The 16,214-nt window shown below is 57.7% G+C and carries 16 protein-coding genes and 1 tRNA gene; 11 read left to right on the forward strand and 6 right to left on the reverse strand.

Annotated features, from left to right (window positions below; translation table 11 throughout):
• Positions 1 to 3 precede the first annotated feature (3 nt).
• Both K6117_RS04465 and dksA read left to right on the forward strand, forming a co-directional pair.
• A complete protein-coding gene (locus K6117_RS04465; RefSeq protein ID WP_221792501.1) occupies positions 4 to 924 on the forward strand; it encodes a DMT family transporter in 921 nt (306 codons plus the stop codon).
• 203 nt (positions 925 to 1,127) lie between these two features.
• Complete coding sequence (gene dksA, locus K6117_RS04470) at positions 1,128 to 1,547, forward strand: RNA polymerase-binding protein DksA (protein WP_246604886.1); 420 nt, start codon at positions 1,128 to 1,130, stop codon at positions 1,545 to 1,547.
• A gap of 235 nt (positions 1,548 to 1,782) precedes the next feature.
• On the opposite strand, the gene K6117_RS04475 is transcribed toward dksA, so the two are convergent.
• On the reverse strand, positions 1,783 to 1,971 hold the full coding sequence (locus K6117_RS04475; protein WP_221792503.1) for a hypothetical protein: 189 nt from the start codon (positions 1,969 to 1,971) through the stop codon (positions 1,783 to 1,785).
• A gap of 223 nt (positions 1,972 to 2,194) precedes the next feature.
• Between K6117_RS04475 and rimO the strand changes: the two genes are divergently transcribed.
• Together rimO and K6117_RS04485 are read left to right on the forward strand one after the other, a co-directional pair.
• Positions 2,195 to 3,544: a 30S ribosomal protein S12 methylthiotransferase RimO gene (gene rimO / locus K6117_RS04480; RefSeq protein ID WP_221792504.1), complete on the forward strand. Its 1,350-nt coding sequence runs from the start codon at positions 2,195 to 2,197 to the stop codon at positions 3,542 to 3,544.
• Between the two features lie 28 nt (positions 3,545 to 3,572).
• The gene (locus tag K6117_RS04485; RefSeq protein WP_221792505.1) at positions 3,573 to 4,850 is read left to right on the forward strand and encodes an MgtC/SapB family protein; all 1,278 of its coding nucleotides are present in this window, start codon (positions 3,573 to 3,575) and stop codon (positions 4,848 to 4,850) included.
• 9 nt (positions 4,851 to 4,859) lie between these two features.
• On the opposite strand, the gene K6117_RS04490 is transcribed toward K6117_RS04485, so the two are convergent.
• Entirely contained in the window at positions 4,860 to 7,469 is a 2,610-nt protein-coding gene (locus tag K6117_RS04490; RefSeq protein WP_221792506.1) for a cation-translocating P-type ATPase, read from the reverse strand.
• 87 nt (positions 7,470 to 7,556) lie between these two features.
• Between K6117_RS04490 and K6117_RS04495 the strand changes: the two genes are divergently transcribed.
• The 6 genes from K6117_RS04495 to K6117_RS04520 all read left to right on the forward strand — a co-directional run bounded on the left by K6117_RS04495 (position 7,557) and on the right by K6117_RS04520 (position 12,593).
• Positions 7,557 to 8,699, forward strand: coding sequence for an aminotransferase class I/II-fold pyridoxal phosphate-dependent enzyme (locus K6117_RS04495; protein WP_221792892.1), 1,143 nt, complete (start codon positions 7,557 to 7,559; stop codon positions 8,697 to 8,699).
• Positions 8,700 to 9,034: 335 nt separating this feature from the next.
• Positions 9,035 to 9,703, forward strand: coding sequence for a MarR family winged helix-turn-helix transcriptional regulator (locus tag K6117_RS04500; protein ID WP_221792507.1), 669 nt, complete (start codon positions 9,035 to 9,037; stop codon positions 9,701 to 9,703).
• A gap of 160 nt (positions 9,704 to 9,863) precedes the next feature.
• Positions 9,864 to 10,205: a MarR family transcriptional regulator gene (locus K6117_RS04505; protein ID WP_221792508.1), complete on the forward strand. Its 342-nt coding sequence runs from the start codon at positions 9,864 to 9,866 to the stop codon at positions 10,203 to 10,205.
• 111 nt (positions 10,206 to 10,316) lie between these two features.
• Positions 10,317 to 11,456, forward strand: coding sequence for a LysM peptidoglycan-binding domain-containing protein (locus tag K6117_RS04510; protein ID WP_221792509.1), 1,140 nt, complete (start codon positions 10,317 to 10,319; stop codon positions 11,454 to 11,456).
• Positions 11,457 to 11,488: 32 nt separating this feature from the next.
• Positions 11,489 to 11,941, forward strand: coding sequence for a lysozyme inhibitor LprI family protein (locus tag K6117_RS04515; protein WP_221792510.1), 453 nt, complete (start codon positions 11,489 to 11,491; stop codon positions 11,939 to 11,941).
• 13 nt (positions 11,942 to 11,954) lie between these two features.
• Entirely contained in the window at positions 11,955 to 12,593 is a 639-nt protein-coding gene (locus K6117_RS04520; protein ID WP_221792511.1) for a hypothetical protein, read from the forward strand.
• 64 nt (positions 12,594 to 12,657) lie between these two features.
• On the opposite strand, the gene K6117_RS04525 is transcribed toward K6117_RS04520, so the two are convergent.
• From K6117_RS04525 to K6117_RS04540, 4 genes are all read right to left on the reverse strand, one after another.
• Positions 12,658 to 13,116 carry a hypothetical protein gene (locus K6117_RS04525; RefSeq protein WP_221792512.1) on the reverse strand — a complete coding sequence of 153 codons (459 nt, stop codon included), beginning with the start codon at positions 13,114 to 13,116 and terminating at the stop codon, positions 12,658 to 12,660.
• Positions 13,117 to 13,291: 175 nt separating this feature from the next.
• Positions 13,292 to 13,367 (reverse strand) — tRNA-Lys (locus K6117_RS04530).
• 125 nt (positions 13,368 to 13,492) lie between these two features.
• On the reverse strand, positions 13,493 to 14,626 hold the full coding sequence (gene queG, locus K6117_RS04535; RefSeq protein ID WP_221792513.1) for a tRNA epoxyqueuosine(34) reductase QueG: 1,134 nt from the start codon (positions 14,624 to 14,626) through the stop codon (positions 13,493 to 13,495).
• 79 nt (positions 14,627 to 14,705) lie between these two features.
• Positions 14,706 to 15,452, reverse strand: a complete 747-nt coding sequence (locus K6117_RS04540) for a hypothetical protein (RefSeq protein WP_246604804.1) — start codon at positions 15,450 to 15,452, stop codon at positions 14,706 to 14,708.
• Between the two features lie 277 nt (positions 15,453 to 15,729).
• Here K6117_RS04540 and K6117_RS04545 point away from each other — a divergent pair, with 277 nt between their 5' ends.
• Positions 15,730 to 16,161 carry a DUF3576 domain-containing protein gene (locus K6117_RS04545; protein WP_221792514.1) on the forward strand — a complete coding sequence of 144 codons (432 nt, stop codon included), beginning with the start codon at positions 15,730 to 15,732 and terminating at the stop codon, positions 16,159 to 16,161.
• The last annotated feature ends 53 nt before the right edge of the window (positions 16,162 to 16,214 follow it).

The following is a 16,214-nucleotide window of genomic DNA, read 5'->3' on the forward strand; positions in this document are numbered from 1 at the left end:
ATCATGCACCCGCCACATCAGCCGCAACACCAACCGGGCCGCGCCATTTTGTGCCGCTGCCTTGCGACCATTTTGTTCACCCTGATGTGGACATTATCGAAAATTGCATCGGAAGCCGGGGTCAATACGATCGAGATCGTCTTCTATCGCTCCCTGTTCGCGGCCCCGGTGGTGTTGCTGTGGACATTATTGGGACCCGGGCTGCATTCGATCAGAACCGCGCGACCGTTCGCGCATCTGCAACGCACCGGCATCGGCGTGATTTCGATGTTTTTCACCTTTTACGCGATCACCCTTTTGCCGCTTGCCGAGGCCTCGACCCTTAGCTTCTCCGCGCCGATTTTCTCCACCCTCATGTCCGCAATGCTGCTTGGCGAACGGATCGGCATTTGGCGCATCACCGCCGTCATCTTCGGCTTTCTGGGTGTGCTGGTGGTGATGCTGCCCGGCTTTACCGACCATCATTTGCCACTGGACGGACTGATCGCCGGGGTGCTGTCCGCCATCGGCATCGCGATGGTCACCGTCACCGTCCGCCAGATCAGCGACACTGAATCCGCCACCGCCATCGTCTTCTGGTTCACCATCGGCGCGTTTCTGATCTTCTCCATGCTGATGCCCTGGTTCGGCCACATGCATGATTGGCGCATAATCGCCATGCTCGCAGCCATGGGCGGCATCGGTGCTATCGCCCAATTATTCATGACGGCAGCATTGCGCTTTGCCCCCGTCGGGGTGGTGGTGCCGTTCGATTACACCCAATTGCTCTGGGCCACGCTTGTCGGCTTTCTGGTGTGGAATAATATTCCCCCCGGCACCACCTGGCTGGGGTCCGCAATCATCATCACAGCGGGCCTTGTGACTATTTATCGCGAACATCGCCACCGGATCTCGCGTCAGGCAACTCCGACCGCGAGCGGATGAAATCGCCATCAGCCTGACTTGGTCGCTTGTATCGGTCCTTGCGCGGGGTTATAGCCCCGACCGAAGACATGGATTGGCGGACAGAATAATGATCCGTCGGGCATGTCATGCAGGGTAGGTCGCAAGTATTTACATCTGACAGGGCGGAGATCAGAATGAACGACGTAACGGCAAATACTGATAATCGCTCAGAAAATGGCGCGATGGGAAGTGCCGTGTTGGACGACAACTACCGCCCTACCCCCGAAGAACCCTTTATGTGCGACCGTCAGCAGGAATATTTCCGGCGCAAGCTGATCGACTGGAAAGAATCGATCCTGCGCGAATCCAAGGAAGTGCTGACCCAGCTCAAGAATGATTCGCTGCGTGAACCGGACGTTGCCGACCGCGCCTCCTCCGAAACGGATTGGTCGATCGAACTGCGCACCCGCGACCGCCAGCGTAAATTGATTTCCAAAATCGAATCCGCGCTGCGTCGGCTGGAAGATGGCGAATATGGCTATTGCGAAGTGACCGGCGAACCGATTTCACTCGCCCGGCTCGAAGCCCGCCCGATCGCCACCATGACCGTCGAGGCGCAAGAACGTCACGAACGTCAGGAAAAAGTCTCGCGCGACGAATAGGGGCTATTCTCCGCGCCAGTTATTCTCCGCGCCTTCAGTTCGACACGCCGTCATTCCCGCGAAGGCGGGAATCCAGACAGTGTGAACCGAGGCGTGGGCGCACCCTTCTCAGATAGTGCTATATGGATTCCCGCCTTCGCGGGAATGACGAGGGAGGAGGCGCAAAGCCTACTCCCTGCGATGAAACGCCCCGCCGTCATCAAGATTTGGCAGCGACAACAACGTCGTCCGCACCTTAACCTTCCGGCCCACGCAATGTGCGGTTGAGCAATTCGACCACCTCCGCCAGCGGTTCGATCACCGTGACACTGCGTCCCTCGCCAAAACGAATGCGGGTGCCATCAGAAACCGGGGTAACAAAGCTGACCTGCGCCGCGTTGATCGCGGTCTCGACACGGTCGGTGCTGGTGAACGTAACGAGCATGTTCCTCTCCCTTATTTGTTGGTCTTGGGACTTGTCTTTGTTCGTCTTGGGGCGTTGATATTCCTGCATTCCACCAAGATCATCAGCGTCTAGTGAAAGCGGCGACGTGTCAAACCGAATCTCGCCAGATCAACAGCCCTAAATGTGACCAAAAAAACTTGGCGCATACGGCCTTCACGCTTTTCGTGACTCCTGCGCTGCATTCACGTATAGGCGCGGCCCAATGGCAAAGATCTTACCCACTCCGCCGAAAATCGGCATGGTCTCCCTCGGCTGCCCCAAGGCATTGGTCGATAGCGAACGCATCCTGACCAAGCTCCGGTCGGACGGCTATGACCTGTCGCCCGATTATGACAATGCCGATATCGTGCTGGTCAACACCTGCGGCTTTCTCGATTCCGCCAAGGAAGAGAGTCTGGAGGCGATTGGCGAGGCCATGGCCGAAAATGGCCGGGTGATCGTCACCGGTTGCCTCGGCAATGAAGCCGAAATGATCCGCGCGCGCTTCCCCGATGTGCTCGCCATTTCCGGCGCCCATCAATATGAAGCGGTAGTCAACGCGGTGCATGACAATGCGCCCGTCCCGCCCTCGCCGTTCACCGATCTCGTGCCGGAAGGCGGGCTGAAACTCACGCCGCGCCATTACAGCTATTTGAAGATTTCCGAAGGCTGCAACCATCGCTGTTCCTTCTGCATCATCCCGTCGATCCGGGGCGATCTCGCGTCTCGCCGGATCGATGCCGTGCTGCGCGAGGCGGAAAAGCTGGTGCAGGCCGGCACCCGCGAATTGCTCGTCATTTCGCAGGACACCTCGGCCTATGGCGTCGACAACAAGCATGAGGTCCGCAACTGGAAGGGCCGCGAGGTCCGCGCCCATATGACCGATCTCGCCCGCGAATTGGGCCAGTTGGAAGGGCCGGATGGCCGCCCATGGGTCCGTTTGCATTATGTCTATCCCTATCCCCATGTCGATCAGGTCATCCCGCTGATGGCCGAAGGGCTGCTCACGCCCTATCTCGACATTCCGTTCCAACATGCCGCCCCCAATGTATTGAAAGCGATGAAGCGCCCGGCGAACGAAGCCAAGGTGCTGGAACGCATCAAATCATGGCGCGACATCTGCCCGGATATTGCGATCCGTTCATCGTTCGTCGTCGGCTTCCCCGGTGAGACCGAGGCAGATTTCCAATATCTGCTCGATTGGCTGGACGAGGCACAGCTCGATCGCGTCGGCGCGTTCCGGTTTGAACCGGTTGCGGGTGCGGCGGCCAACGACCTTCCCAATCCGGTGCCGGAAGAGGTCAAGGAAGAACGCTTCGCCCGCATCATGGAAAAAACCGCCGCGATTTCGGCGGCCAAGTTGCAGGCGAAGATTGGTCGCACCCTGCCCGTCATTATCGACGAGGTCGATGAAGATGGCGGCGCCAATGGCCGTTCACAGGCGGATGCCCCGGAAATCGACGGCAATGTGTTCCTGCGCGATGCCGAAGGGCTGAAATCCGGCGACATCATCTCGGTCCTGATCGAAGATGCTGACGATCATGATCTCTATGGCGTGCCGGCAAAAGAGTAATTGGCCGGCAATTGACTGACGAACCATTGTGCTGATCGCGCAACCGGGGCATGTTGCGGGGATGGATAGCCTGTTGATCCGCCTCACTGTTGCGCTTGCCGTCGGGCTGCTGGTCGGTCTGGAACGCGGTTGGCATTCTCGTGACCATGAAGATGGCCAGCGCGCCGCCGGTTTTCGCACCTTTGCGCTGACAGGCCTGTTGGGCGGGGTCGCGGGTGCGTTGACACAGGTCAGCGGCCCGATTGCGCTTGGCGCGATCTTCATCGCTTATACCGCCGTATTCGGCGCATTCGAATGGATGGAGGCCCAAACCCATCGCGAACTGAGCGCGACCTCGGTCGTGGCTGGGATGCTGACCTTCTGCCTTGGCGCTTATGCAGTGCTGGGCGATTTGCACCTCGCCATTGCCTGCGCCGTCGCGATGACGGGGATGCTCGCTCTACGCGAACCGCTGCATCGCTGGATCGCTCGCTTGCGCTGGGAAGATATACGCGCGGTCCTGATCCTGTTGGCGATGACCTTCCTGCTGCTGCCGGTCCTGCCCAATCGCATGATCGACCCTTGGAACTCCATCAACCCTTCCGAAATCTGGTTGCTGGCGATCATGATCGCGGCGATTTCCTTTGGCGGCTATGTCGCCATTCGCTTGTTTGGCGACCGGCTGGGCGTGACGATGGCCGCCATCGCAGGCGGGCTGGCCTCCTCGACCGCGACGACCCTGACCTTCGCCAGACTAGGGGAACAACAACCCGGATCAGACCGTCTGTTGGCGGGCGGCATCTTGTTGTCGAGTACGGTCATGCTCATACGCGTCGGCGTGGTCGCGACCTTGTTGAACGGCGCATTGCTTGGCCCCATGCTGTTCCCGCTTGTCAGCATGGGGCTGGCGCTGGGGATAGGTGCGACCATATTGTTGATCGGCAATCCCAAAAACGCCCATCCGCAGATCGTCATCACCAACCCGCTCGAACTCGGCACCGCACTGAAATTAGCGGCTGTGATCGCTATGGTCATTCTGTTGTCACAGGTCGTGCATCATTGGATTGGCGATGCGGGGGTGATGGCGGTGGCCGCGGCCTCCGGTATTGCTGATGTCGATGCGGTGACCATTTCGATGGCGCGTCTTGGCGGCCATCAGATCGACCTTGCCACAGCGACCCATGCCATTGGCACGACGGTTGCCGTCAATACGGTATCCAAGGCAGTGATGGCCGCATCGGTCGGCACGCGGAAGATCGGCCTATATGTCGGCGTGACGAGCACCATCGCGCTATTGGCCGGGTTTATCGCGCTATTCCTGATCTGAAACGCTCCCTTATCCTGCCAATCGGCCCCGCAATAACGGCTTGATCGCCTCCAGCACAAACAATGCCCCCAAGCCGGCCGCAAGCGCCATTATCATGTCGCGGCCATGCAGCGGGGCAAAGCCGAACAAATGCCCGACCACCGGGAAAAACTGGGCAGCGGCAAGAATGGCAACAACCCCGGCCACCACATAAGCCAGCGCCGGATTGGGCCGCAGCACCGCCGCCATAATTGATGTTCCGAATGATCGGTTGATGAGGATCAGCGCCAGAATCGTCAGCACCAACGCCATGAACACAAGGCCGCGCAAATCATCCGCCGCCAAGCCACGCGCCACCCCAATCGCAACAACCGCCGCATTCAACCCCAGCGCGACCGCGCCTTGCAGCAGCGCCCACATCACCAAGGCGCGCGACATCAACTGTGCCTCGGGCGGGCGCGGCGGGCGCTCCATCACATCCTTTTCTTCCGTCTCCGCCTCGAACGCGAGCGAACACACCGGGTCGATGATCATCTCCAGAAAAGCGATATGGATCGGCCCCAACAACAACGGCAGACCGAACAATAACGGGATCAGCGCCAGCCCCGCAATCGGCACATGGACCGCGAGAATAAACCCCGCCGCCTTGCGCAGATTGTCGTAAATCCGCCGCCCCATCCGCACGCTGGCAACAATCGAGCCGAAATCATCGTCGAGCAACACCATCGATGCGGCCTCGCGCGCGACATCGGTCCCACGACCGCCCATCGCAATGCCGATATGCGCGGATTTGAGCGCGGGCGCATCGTTGACACCGTCGCCGGTCATCGCCACCACCTCGCCCCCGGCCTTCAACGCCGCCACGATCCGCAATTTCTGTTCCGGCATGATCCGCGCAAAGACGCAGCATTGCCGCACCCGCTGCGCCAAGGCTTCATCGTCAAGCGCGGCCAGTTCCGCCCCGGTCATCACCTCATCCGCAACAATGCCCGCCTGCCGCGCAATGGCTCGGGCCGTCACCGGATAATCCCCGGTAATCATCATCACGCGAATGCCTGCTGTATGGCATAATGCCAACGCCTGCGGCACGGACGCCCGCAACGGATCGGCCAGCCCGACCAGCCCGATCAGGCGGACATCCGCCTCGCCAATCGCCTGTGGCAAATCCTTGCCCTTCCATATCGCCTCGCCCACCGCCAGCACGCGCAGCCCCTCGCGCGCCATTTCATCGACCATCAATCGCAGTTGCGCAGCCTCATCCCCCGACAAATGGCACAGCTCAATCAACGTCTCCGGCGCGCCCTTGACGGCCAAGGTCTTGGGATGTTCATCCCCCGCCCCGTTTTCAACATCTTGACCCCAGACATTGGCCATCGCCAGCACCGGCTTTTCCAGCGGATAATGGCGGTGCAGCCGATAGCCCGCATCAACGCAGCGCGTGACCCGGCCTTGCGCCTGTTGTTCCCCCAACAGGTGAAACGCCATCTCCATCGGATCGAGCGAATCCGGCGCACAAGCCAGAATCCCGATCTCGGCCAAGCGCTCGAATGGGGTGGGCAGGATCGTGGCGCTGTCGCTGCCGACATGCAAAGCCGCCCCATCGGCCAGCCGCAATTCGGCAATCGCCATACGGTTGCGGGTCAGTGTCCCCGTCTTGTCGGTGCATAAAACAGTCGCCGCGCCCAATGTCTCGATCGTCGCGGCATGGCGGGTCAACACACGCAGCTTGGAAATGCGCCACGCCCCCATCGCCATGAAAACGGTGAGCACGACCGGCAATTCTTCCGGCAACATCGACATGCCCAACGCAATCCCGGCGAGCGCCGCATCCAGCCAGCTCCCCCGCAACAGGCCGTAAAGCAGCACCGCCGTCAGGCTGACCGCCACGCCGATCACCGCCAAGATCATGACGATCCGCTGGGTCTGTACGCGCAAACGCGGCGGTTCATCCTCAATCTCGCCGATCAGCTTGCCGATCTGGCCCAATTGGCTTTTCGCCCCGGTGGCGCATACCGATGCCACCGCGCTACCGCGCACCACCAACGTCCCCGCATAGACAAAGGCTGCATTCTCCGCCGCCGCCATCGCAGCGCCCTCCACCAATTCCAGCCCTTCAAGCTTTTGCACCGGGATCGATTCACCGGTCAGCAGCGATTCATCGACCAACAAGCCATTGGCGACAATGATGCGGCTGTCGGCGGGCACGCGGTCCCCTTCCTCCACCACGACCAGATCGCCGCGTACCACCTCGCGCCCGGCAATGCGCCGCCGCACCCCATCGCGAACAACCAATGCGCGCGGGCTGGAAAGATCGCGCAGACTTTCCAGCACATGTTCGGTCCGGACCTCTTGCACCAAAGTGATAACGACCGAAAACATCGCAAAACTGCCAAGGATGATCGCTTCGGTCCGGTCGCCAATGGCAAAATACAGCCCCGCGCCAACCAATAAAAGCGCCAGCATCGGCTCTTTCAACACCTCGACCAATATGCGCAACGTCGTGCGCTTGTCGCTGCGCGGCACTTCATTGGCACCTTCAGCCAACAGCCGCGCTGCGGCCTCGGCCTCGCTTAAACCGACAAGCGGATCGACCTCTAAAGGTGCTTCAGCGGAGGACGCGTTGACGGGCGATAAAGACATGAGCCGGTTTATGCCCTGAAATGATGACAAAGGCGACTAAGGTTAAATACATTGCGCCGCACCGGCCCATCCCGCATGAACAATCGCATGACCGCCGCTATCGACCCTTTTCACACCATCGCCATCAGCACCCTCGCCCATCGGCTTGCCAGCGAAGGGCGGTCCATCATCCATATGGAATTCGGCCAGCCATCGACCGGCGCGCCCCGCGCGGCGATTGAGGCCGCCCATTGCATCATCGACAATGAACCCATGGGCTATTGGGAAAGCCCGGAATTGAAAGCCCGGATCGCCGCACAATATCGCGAAAATTACGGCATCACGGTCTCACCCGATCAGATCATCCTGACCTGTGGCGCATCGCCCGCGCTGGTCCTCGCGCTCAACGCCGCCTTCGCCCCCGGTGCTCGGGTCGCGCTCGCCCGGCCCGGCTATGTCGCCTATCGCAATAATCTGAAGGCGCTGTGGATGGAGCCGATCGAACTGGCCTGCGGACCGGAGGAGCGCTACCAGATCTCCGCCGCCGCCCTTGCCGCGCTCGATCCCGCACCCGCGGGCGTGATCATCGCCAGCCCCGCCAATCCCACCGGCACGATCATCCCGGCCGATGAATTGCAGGCCATTGCCGAGATCTGCCGGTCCAGAAATATCCAGATCATCTCCGACGAAATCTATCACGGCCTGAGTTTTGGCGAACCCGCCCATTCGATCCTCGAATATGATCCGCAGGCGCTGGTCGTGAACAGCTTCTCGAAATATTTCAGCATGGCGGGCTGGCGGCTCGGCTGGCTGGTCGCGCCCCCTGCCTTGGTCGAACCGGTCCGCGCGCGCATGGGCAACCTCTTCCTCACGCCCCCGGTGATGAGCCAGCACGCTGCGTTAGCCGCCTTCGACTGCAAGGCGGAACTCGATGGCCATGTCGCGACCTATCGCCATAATCGCGATCTGTTGCTAGCCCGCCTGCCCGAATTGGGCCTGTCCCGCATCGCGCCATCGGATGGGGCGTTTTACGTTTATGCCGATATCGGCCATCTGACCGACGACAGCCTGTCATTCTGTTTGAAGCTGCTGAACGACACCGGCGTTGCCACCGCGACCGGCGTGGATTTCGATCCGGTGGAAGGACATCATTTCATGCGCTTTAGCGTCGCCGCATCCCGTGCGGACATCGCAGATGCGATCGACCGCATGATTCCCTGGTTCCAACGCCAGCCGCGCCGGGAAATTTGAACAAAACGCCAAGCGCGAGGGTCCAAAAACACAAGAAGCCCGGCGGACAAATCACGCCGGGCTTCCGTGTTTCGATAGCCGTTACGCTTGCTATCTAGGGTCGCACCGTCTTATTGCCATCTCGCACCCCAAGGGATCAACTGCGTAAAATAGTGCCAAAAATCGTTGTGAACTATCGTCAACACTTCATGTTACACACTGTGAAACATATAGGCCCGCGACGGGTCCATTTGACACTGGCATCGCGCGCATTTTCAAATTAATCTCAACCAACCATTATATCGCGCTGGGTCCATGTCATAACGACCGAAACGCCATAATAAGGGGAGCGAAACATGGCAGACCTGGGCTTCAACGCCCTTGTCAATAATATCGAAAGCGCACTCAATCTGCGCTGCCATTCTTTTGAATTCGATATAATAATCCGCCTGTATGAATTGCCATCCGCCCAAGCCGGCGATTTATGGGGGCTAACCCATGCATCCAGCTCCACCTTTTATGCGGCGCTCCGCAAATTGGCAGATTTGGGCATGGTTGACCTCATCGCCGACAATGCCGACCGCCGTATTCGCCGCTATCGTCTGGCCGACAACATACGCGACAAGCTTGACGTCCATCATGCCAGCCTACCCCAATGGTTCGCGGCCAAGCTCGACAATGGAGAAACCCCGCATTTCAGCTTCCAGCAATTCGTCCGCGGGGTGGAACAGACATTGGGCCTCCATTGCCTGTCATGCGATTATGAATTGGTGATCTATCTGTTCGACTGCGGCCCGACATCGACCCCCGATCTGCATGCCATCTGTCGGGCCTCACGCTCGAAATTCCATACATCACTCCGTAAATTAAACGCCAATGGCGTGATCATCACGCACAAGGTCCCTGATGACCGCCGCAAAAAGGTGCATGACCTCACCCCCTCCACCCGCAGTATGATGGCAAAGCAATTCGCTCAGATGCAGCTTTGGTGGCAGTCATGGCTCCGCACGCGCCCCCAAAACTAGAGCTTCGCGATCAATTCGACATTGCCATCAGCAGAATTAGTCGTTATTTTTTATATAGATACGTTAAAAATATATAAAAATCGTATACGAAAAAAGTTGTTTTTACGCATGTGTCTATGACGTATCGTAAAAATTATATCGCGCTGGGAAATATCATTTAATGTACAATATCTTAATTGATAAAATTCCGGTGAATTTCGAGAATGTACACGGGATTAAGTGCATCACAGCAGAATATGAAATCATTTCATATTTGTACCGTAATATTAGCCTTTCTGCTGGCGAATTGTCGGCAAATAGTCGGGCATCCAACACATCCTTTTACAATACGCTGAAGCGCCTGCACGAAGCTGGCGTAATACATTCGCGCCCGGATGAAGTAGACAAAAGAATCACGCGTTACTCTCTCGATGGCGACACACGCGCCATGCTCGATCAAGAATGCGAGGCACTCATCGCACTGGTGCTGGCGCAATCGCATGACATGGCACGGCAGGTCTGATGCCCGGCGCGACAACTGCCAAGCGCACTTCACGCCCATTATAAATTAAACTTTTCAACAACATGACACATCCATTACATATAGGGCGTATCATGTTCGAGGTTTAGTTATATGCGTCCTGCGTCCCCAAAATCGCCCAGCGAAAGGGCATTTTCCCATTATTTGAGAACCGGCCAACGCCTGCCGGAAGAGTGGTTCCTTGACGCGCAGGAGGTTGAGCTGAAGTTCAACCCCTATCACGATCCGCGCAATGGGCAGTTCACCTCCGCGCCCGGTGGCACACGAACTGGCCCACAGCCTGTGCCGGGACATAGCCAAAGTCATGTGCCAGAAAAGGCAAAAACCTATCGTGTCCGCAAAGGTGATACGCTCTCCCAGATCGCGCAACAGCACAAAGTGCGGACAGCAGGTCTGGCCAAAACGAACAACATCAAACAGCCGGACCATATTCAAGCGGGACAAACGCTGCGGATGCCACCACGCGCACCAACGCCCCCCGCCGAGGTAAAGCGCCCTCCCAAGGCGCAGGCCAATGCGCCGCAAACAAGCAATGCCCCAACGCACCCGCATGTCGCCGCGGATCGGACGGGGGGATCACATGTTGGCCATCCACTGGGCATGCTTTCAGCACGATTTGAATCGCAAGGCAATGTGGGAACCATCTCTTCCGGGAAGGGTGACCCCGGCGGCATCTCTTATGGAATATATCAGCTCGCAACCAAAACAGGGAGCGCCGCAGCGGCTGTCGCAAGCCCGGAATTTCGACCTTGGGCGCGTGATTTTGCCAATCTACAGCCGGGGACAGTGGCTTTTGGAAACCAATGGAAGGCCGTTGCCGCCCGTGATCCATCTGCGTTCAGGCAAGCGCAGGATACCTATATACAGCGGACACATTATATGCCGGTCGTCAACCATGTAGCCCGCAGTACGGGATATAGTTTGGACCATGCGAGCGAGGCGGTGCGGAATGTCGCTTTCTCGGTATCCGTTCAGCATGTTGGCGCTGTGAAGATCCTGACGGAAGCTGTGCAACGAACCGATCAGCTTTTGCCCAGAACCGACCCCCATTTTGAGGCCTTGTTGATCGACAAGATTTATGATCGCCGCACGGAATATGTGGCGGCACTCAGAAATAACGCGATAGCAAAAGGTAAAAAGTGCGAGGCTCAAACCTTTAGCGATGTCATCACAATTCGCTACCCGCAGGAGCGGTCAGCGGCCCAAAAAATGTTACGCAATCAACGCCCGTAATCACGCATACCTCTGTGATAAGGATTGGCTTTATGATGCAGCTATCTCGTTTTCCCCTTCTCGCCATCATGGCCTTAGCCATGTTCATGCCTGTTGCAATGCCCCAATCTGCACTGGCGCAAGACGGACAAGTCAGGCCAGCAATGACATATGAACAGTGCATGGCTTCAGGGGATGCGGGCATGGGGATGACGTCTGGAATGATGGAATGTAATAATATAGAGTTCATCCGACTGGATGATATATTGAACAAAACCTATCAATCCATTCGGAAAACCCTCAACCTCGCGCAAAAGCGGCAACTTCAGCTATTGGAGCGCCGTTGGATCGCCCGTCGAGATCAACAATGTTTAGCTGAAATGATCGAGATAGGCGGTACTCTTGGCCGACTTAGCGGGTCTGGATGCATGCTCGATGAAACTGAAAAGCGCATTCAATGGCTGAAATCCAATTATGTGGTGCGCCATCCAATTGCGGGCAAATAATATGCGCCCCTCTTTGTCCCCGCTGATATTGGCGTATATCCTGACACTGTTATCGCCACTCCCGGCAGATGGGGCCACACCTTATTATCACCCTCAACATGTGTATGTCCGAGACGATAATACCGAAGGCATCAAGGTTTCGGAAGATATCAATAGCGGCACCACAACACAGACTTATGATGCCCCCCTTCACAAGGCAGGGCTTGCGGTGAAGCTGCGCCTGACTGCGGATGAAGCTGAAGAAGAATGCGATTACCAGATTACCTATGAGGGCAGGCGATACAGGTTTATTCGCAGTTCTAATATGTGGTCAATGAGGCTCGACAAGGCGTTGCACCTCTTCATCTTTGATGATGGCATGGCACATGCGCTTGCCACCACATATCTTGATAAACGTTTCCGCTTCTCAATCATCTCCATGCAGCAGGGCACAGCCACCGAACAACAATGTGCCATCATCCCCGGCAAGAAGCTGGGATTGACAATATCTCAGGCGGGAAAGGCAACGCCTGATAGCTTGGGCCTTGTGGTACAACATATCGCGCAACGCGTTGGTAGCGGCACTCTGTCTGCAAAGGACTATAGTTGCACCAAGGCACGGGCAGTCCAATCAATAGCAACAAGCCGCTTTGATGGAAAACGGCGGCCATGACGCGGGCCAAAAGCGATGAACTCTTAACGCAGCAAATCTGCCGCAGGCGCATCGCGCAACCATTTTAGTCGAATTCTACATCCTTCGGCGAAAACATGGCATCAATCGAGCTTGCTTCACATGGAGCCCTGTTTTCGATTGCAGCCCACAACTTATCATCGAATCTATGGTGGCCGTCGATCCGGGCATATCCCAGTGTACGGATCAACTCGATCCTGTTGGTCCTATACCCCCCAAATTTTTTTTCGAGCTCGGCAAAAGCTACGGCTTTGAGATCATCGTCCCGCCACCGGTCATCGACATATTTCAGCACGTCATTGATAAAGTCCGATTTGACCGCATAGACCTCTTCAAACGGATCGGCTGCATAGGTTTCTCGCGCTATATCTTCATGGAACACCGGTGCGATCCGATGGTAATAGGCATAGGCAAGCGCATCGCTGAAATGATCAGGGTTTTGAATATATCCGACCAAGAAAGACTGCCGCTTTAATTCGTACAGCGCGATCAGTTGAGAATACATAAGCCACCTACCTTTTTTACTATAAAATAGATAATAGGAGGTGGAATATTTAATACAAGATTGTTTTCACAAGAAAATTTTAAAATTCTGCCGCCCAACACGTTGACATGCATTCAGGCGTGTACACAGCTATCCATCACACTTTGATGGATCTTTTCGATTTATCAGGAAAAAATGGTGGACGCACTAGGGCTCGAACCTAGGACCCGCTGATTAAGAGTCAGCTGCTCTACCAACTGAGCTATGCGTCCGACCGACCGATTGAAGCGGCTTGGTTGCCCGCTCCGTCTTGTCTGGCGCGGCCACTAACATGGGTAATAAGGGTGTGCAATCCTCAAATGACATTTTGAAGAATTTTCTACCGATCCACCGATATTCAATGCGCGGTAGCCATCACCGCCTGCCATTCCTGTCGCACCTCTTCATCCGGCTCCGTCTGCAATCCTGCTGCTGCCAAAGCCGCGATTCCGTCCGGATCAAGCCGCCCCAATGCCCAGATTGCCGCGCCGCGTACCAATGGCGAGGAATCGTCGAGCAACGCCCTCACCCGGTCCTTGATCGCGTCATCGCCATTATTGCCCGCCGCGATCAGCGCATTGCGGACCATCCGGTCGCGCCCGATCCGTTTGATCGGCGAGCCTGCGAAAATCGTCCGAAAGCCGGGATCGTCCAACGCGATCAAATCCGCGATGGTGATGGCGGCCAGCTCGGCCCGTGCGGCAAAGGCCTTGTTCGCCTGCGCCGCATCGGCAAATTTATTCCACGGGCAGGCCGCAAGGCAATCATCGCAACCATAGACATGATTGCCCATCTGCGCGCGAAACTCGACCGGAATCGGCCCTTTATGCTCAATCGTCAGATAAGAAATGCAGCGCCGCGCATCCAGCCGATAGGGCGCGATAAACGCATCGGTCGGGCATGCCCGCTGGCACGCATCGCACGACCCGCAACGGTCGCGTTCCGGCGCATCCGGCACCAGATCGAGCGTCGTATAAATCGCCCCCAGCAGCAACCAGCTACCATGTGTGCGGCTGACAAGGTTGCTGTGCTTGCCCTGCCAGCCAAGGCCAGCCGCCGCTGCCAACGGTTTTTCCATCACCGGGGCGGTATCGACAAACACCTTCACATTGCCGCCGCCCGCCGCCGTGATCAGCCACCCGGCGAGATGCTTCAACTGCTTCTTGATAACATCATGATAATCAGCGCCTTGGGCATAGACGCTGATCCGCGCCGCATCGGGCGCATCGGCATGCTGCATCGGATCGTTGGGCGGGGCATAGCTCATCCCCAGCATGATCACGGACTGCGCCTCTGGCCACAGCCCCTGTGGCGATGCACGCTGTTCCGCCCGCGCCTCCATCCAGCCCATGCTGCCATGCGCGCCCAGTGCCAGCCATTGCTGCAAACGATCCCCCGCCTGTGGAATGGCATCGGCAGGACAAATGCCGCACGCGACAAAGCCGAGGCGATGCGCCTCATCCTTCAGGCGCGATTCAAGGCTCGTCACCATATCAGGCCAAGGTCGATAAAGAGAATGTGAGGCGCGAAAGCCGAAAGGCCATTAGGCGTCTTGATCGGCAATAAGAGGATCAGAAACGGAAGGCCGTGCCGACATAGACAGCCTGGCTGTCGCGACGGTTGTCGACCAACGCATCCTGACGGTCACGCTGCACCTTATAGCGCACGCCACCGGTCACATCGATGTTGGTGGCGATCCGGTATGACCCGCCGAAATCAACCGCGACACTTTCGTCGCGACCAAGGGTACGGCCAATCGCATTGCCGCGATCAGCCGACAATTGCACCTTTGTCGACCAGCGGCGGCCCGCAAAGCTCAGGCCCAAATCAGCCGCGCTGCGTTCGCCAAACAATGGCCCGGTATCGACCCGCGCCATATCACCGGAAACGACAAACCGGCTCCAGCCAATGGCCGCGCCCAGATCATAAGCCGTCGCCACCGCGCCGGTGTTATTCACGCTCTGTGCCATGGCAACGGCGGTTGGCCGCGAACCGGTATGGACCGCCGCAGGGCCAGTGGTGCGCGCACGCACGGCCACCGTGACCGCACGACGCGCGCCCGGCGCCACCGATGGGGTGAAACGGAAACTGTTGTTCGCGCCCCCACGAGCCAACAACGCCGCCATGCGCGGGTTGGAAGCCGGGGTGAAGGAACCAAGATTGCCGGGCGCATTGAGCGAAACCGCGCGCGGTTTCGACAATCGCCCCTGATCGGCACTGATCGTGGCGGCCGATGTCGGCGAGACAGGCGACATGATCGACAGCAGCGCAAGCGCTCCAGCCCCCATCATCCCCAATGTCTTGCGACTCACAACCATGATCTTTTCGACTCCTCCTCGAACAAATCCGATATAAGGCAAGCGCGTAAAGATTAAACAGGTGGAATCACTTAACTGCGGCCTAACACACGGATTCTTTCCACCTGTTGCCAAAGCCACACACTTCCACCATGCCCGGCACCCTGCTCGGCACTTTGGCCAGCCCCCTCCACAGGATAAAACCGCATTGCGGCCCCTATAGCCTTGCGACAAGGTGGCGACATTCTATAAGGCTGTTTCGAACTATTGTCCCGACTGATACCTTGAGGATGTCCCGATGCTCCGTCCCGTTGCTCTGCCCTTGTTGCTGGTTGCCGCTGTTGCCCTGTCCGGATGCGGCAAGAAAGAGCGGCCAGTGGCCGATCTCGCGGCGTCGAAGGTGACGTCGATCGGCGTCAATGCCTATCTCTGGCGCGGTGCGCTCGATACGTTCGGCTTCATGCCGATCACCTCTGCCGACAGCAATGGCGGCGTGATCGTGACCGATTGGTATGCCAGCCCCGCCAATCCGAATGAACGGATGAAGGTCACCGTCGTGATCCTCGATCAGGATTTGCGCGCCGATGCGCTGCGCGTTTCCGCCGCACGTCAGGTGATGAACGCAGGCCAGTGGATCGATACCCCGGTACAGGCGGCGACCGTGCAGCGGCTTGAAGAAATCGTGCTGGGCCGTGCCCGCGATCTGCGGCAATTGGCCAACGCCCAATAAAACTGTCGCGTTATTGGTAATCGGTGCAGCCGAAACCATATACATAGAACAGG

The organism is Alteraquisediminimonas sediminicola (assembly GCF_019740335.1).
GTDB lineage: Bacteria > Pseudomonadota > Alphaproteobacteria > Sphingomonadales > Sphingomonadaceae > Alteraquisediminimonas > Alteraquisediminimonas sediminicola.

What these genes read in the sequence shown, in the direction of transcription:
- K6117_RS04495 (WP_221792892.1), top strand. Translation starts at nt 7,557, where the DNA reads ATGACCGCCGCTATCGACCCTTTTCACACCATCGCCATCAGCACCCTC.
- rimO (WP_221792504.1), top strand. Translation starts at nt 2,195, where the DNA reads ATGGCAAAGATCTTACCCACTCCGCCGAAAATCGGCATGGTCTCCCTC.
- queG (WP_221792513.1), bottom strand. Translation starts at nt 14,626, where the DNA reads ATGGTGACGAGCCTTGAATCGCGCCTGAAGGATGAGGCGCATCGCCTC.
- K6117_RS04505 (WP_221792508.1), top strand. Translation starts at nt 9,864, where the DNA reads ATGTACAATATCTTAATTGATAAAATTCCGGTGAATTTCGAGAATGTA.
- K6117_RS04500 (WP_221792507.1), top strand. Translation starts at nt 9,035, where the DNA reads ATGGCAGACCTGGGCTTCAACGCCCTTGTCAATAATATCGAAAGCGCA.
- K6117_RS04475 (WP_221792503.1), bottom strand. Translation starts at nt 1,971, where the DNA reads ATGCTCGTTACGTTCACCAGCACCGACCGTGTCGAGACCGCGATCAAC.
- K6117_RS04545 (WP_221792514.1), top strand. Translation starts at nt 15,730, where the DNA reads ATGCTCCGTCCCGTTGCTCTGCCCTTGTTGCTGGTTGCCGCTGTTGCC.
- K6117_RS04510 (WP_221792509.1), top strand. Translation starts at nt 10,317, where the DNA reads ATGCGTCCTGCGTCCCCAAAATCGCCCAGCGAAAGGGCATTTTCCCAT.
- K6117_RS04465 (WP_221792501.1), top strand. Translation starts at nt 4, where the DNA reads ATGCACCCGCCACATCAGCCGCAACACCAACCGGGCCGCGCCATTTTG.
- K6117_RS04525 (WP_221792512.1), bottom strand. Translation starts at nt 13,116, where the DNA reads ATGTATTCTCAACTGATCGCGCTGTACGAATTAAAGCGGCAGTCTTTC.
- K6117_RS04515 (WP_221792510.1), top strand. Translation starts at nt 11,489, where the DNA reads ATGATGCAGCTATCTCGTTTTCCCCTTCTCGCCATCATGGCCTTAGCC.
- dksA (WP_246604886.1), top strand. Translation starts at nt 1,128, where the DNA reads ATGGGAAGTGCCGTGTTGGACGACAACTACCGCCCTACCCCCGAAGAA.
- K6117_RS04540 (WP_246604804.1), bottom strand. Translation starts at nt 15,452, where the DNA reads ATGGTTGTGAGTCGCAAGACATTGGGGATGATGGGGGCTGGAGCGCTT.
- K6117_RS04490 (WP_221792506.1), bottom strand. Translation starts at nt 7,469, where the DNA reads ATGTCTTTATCGCCCGTCAACGCGTCCTCCGCTGAAGCACCTTTAGAG.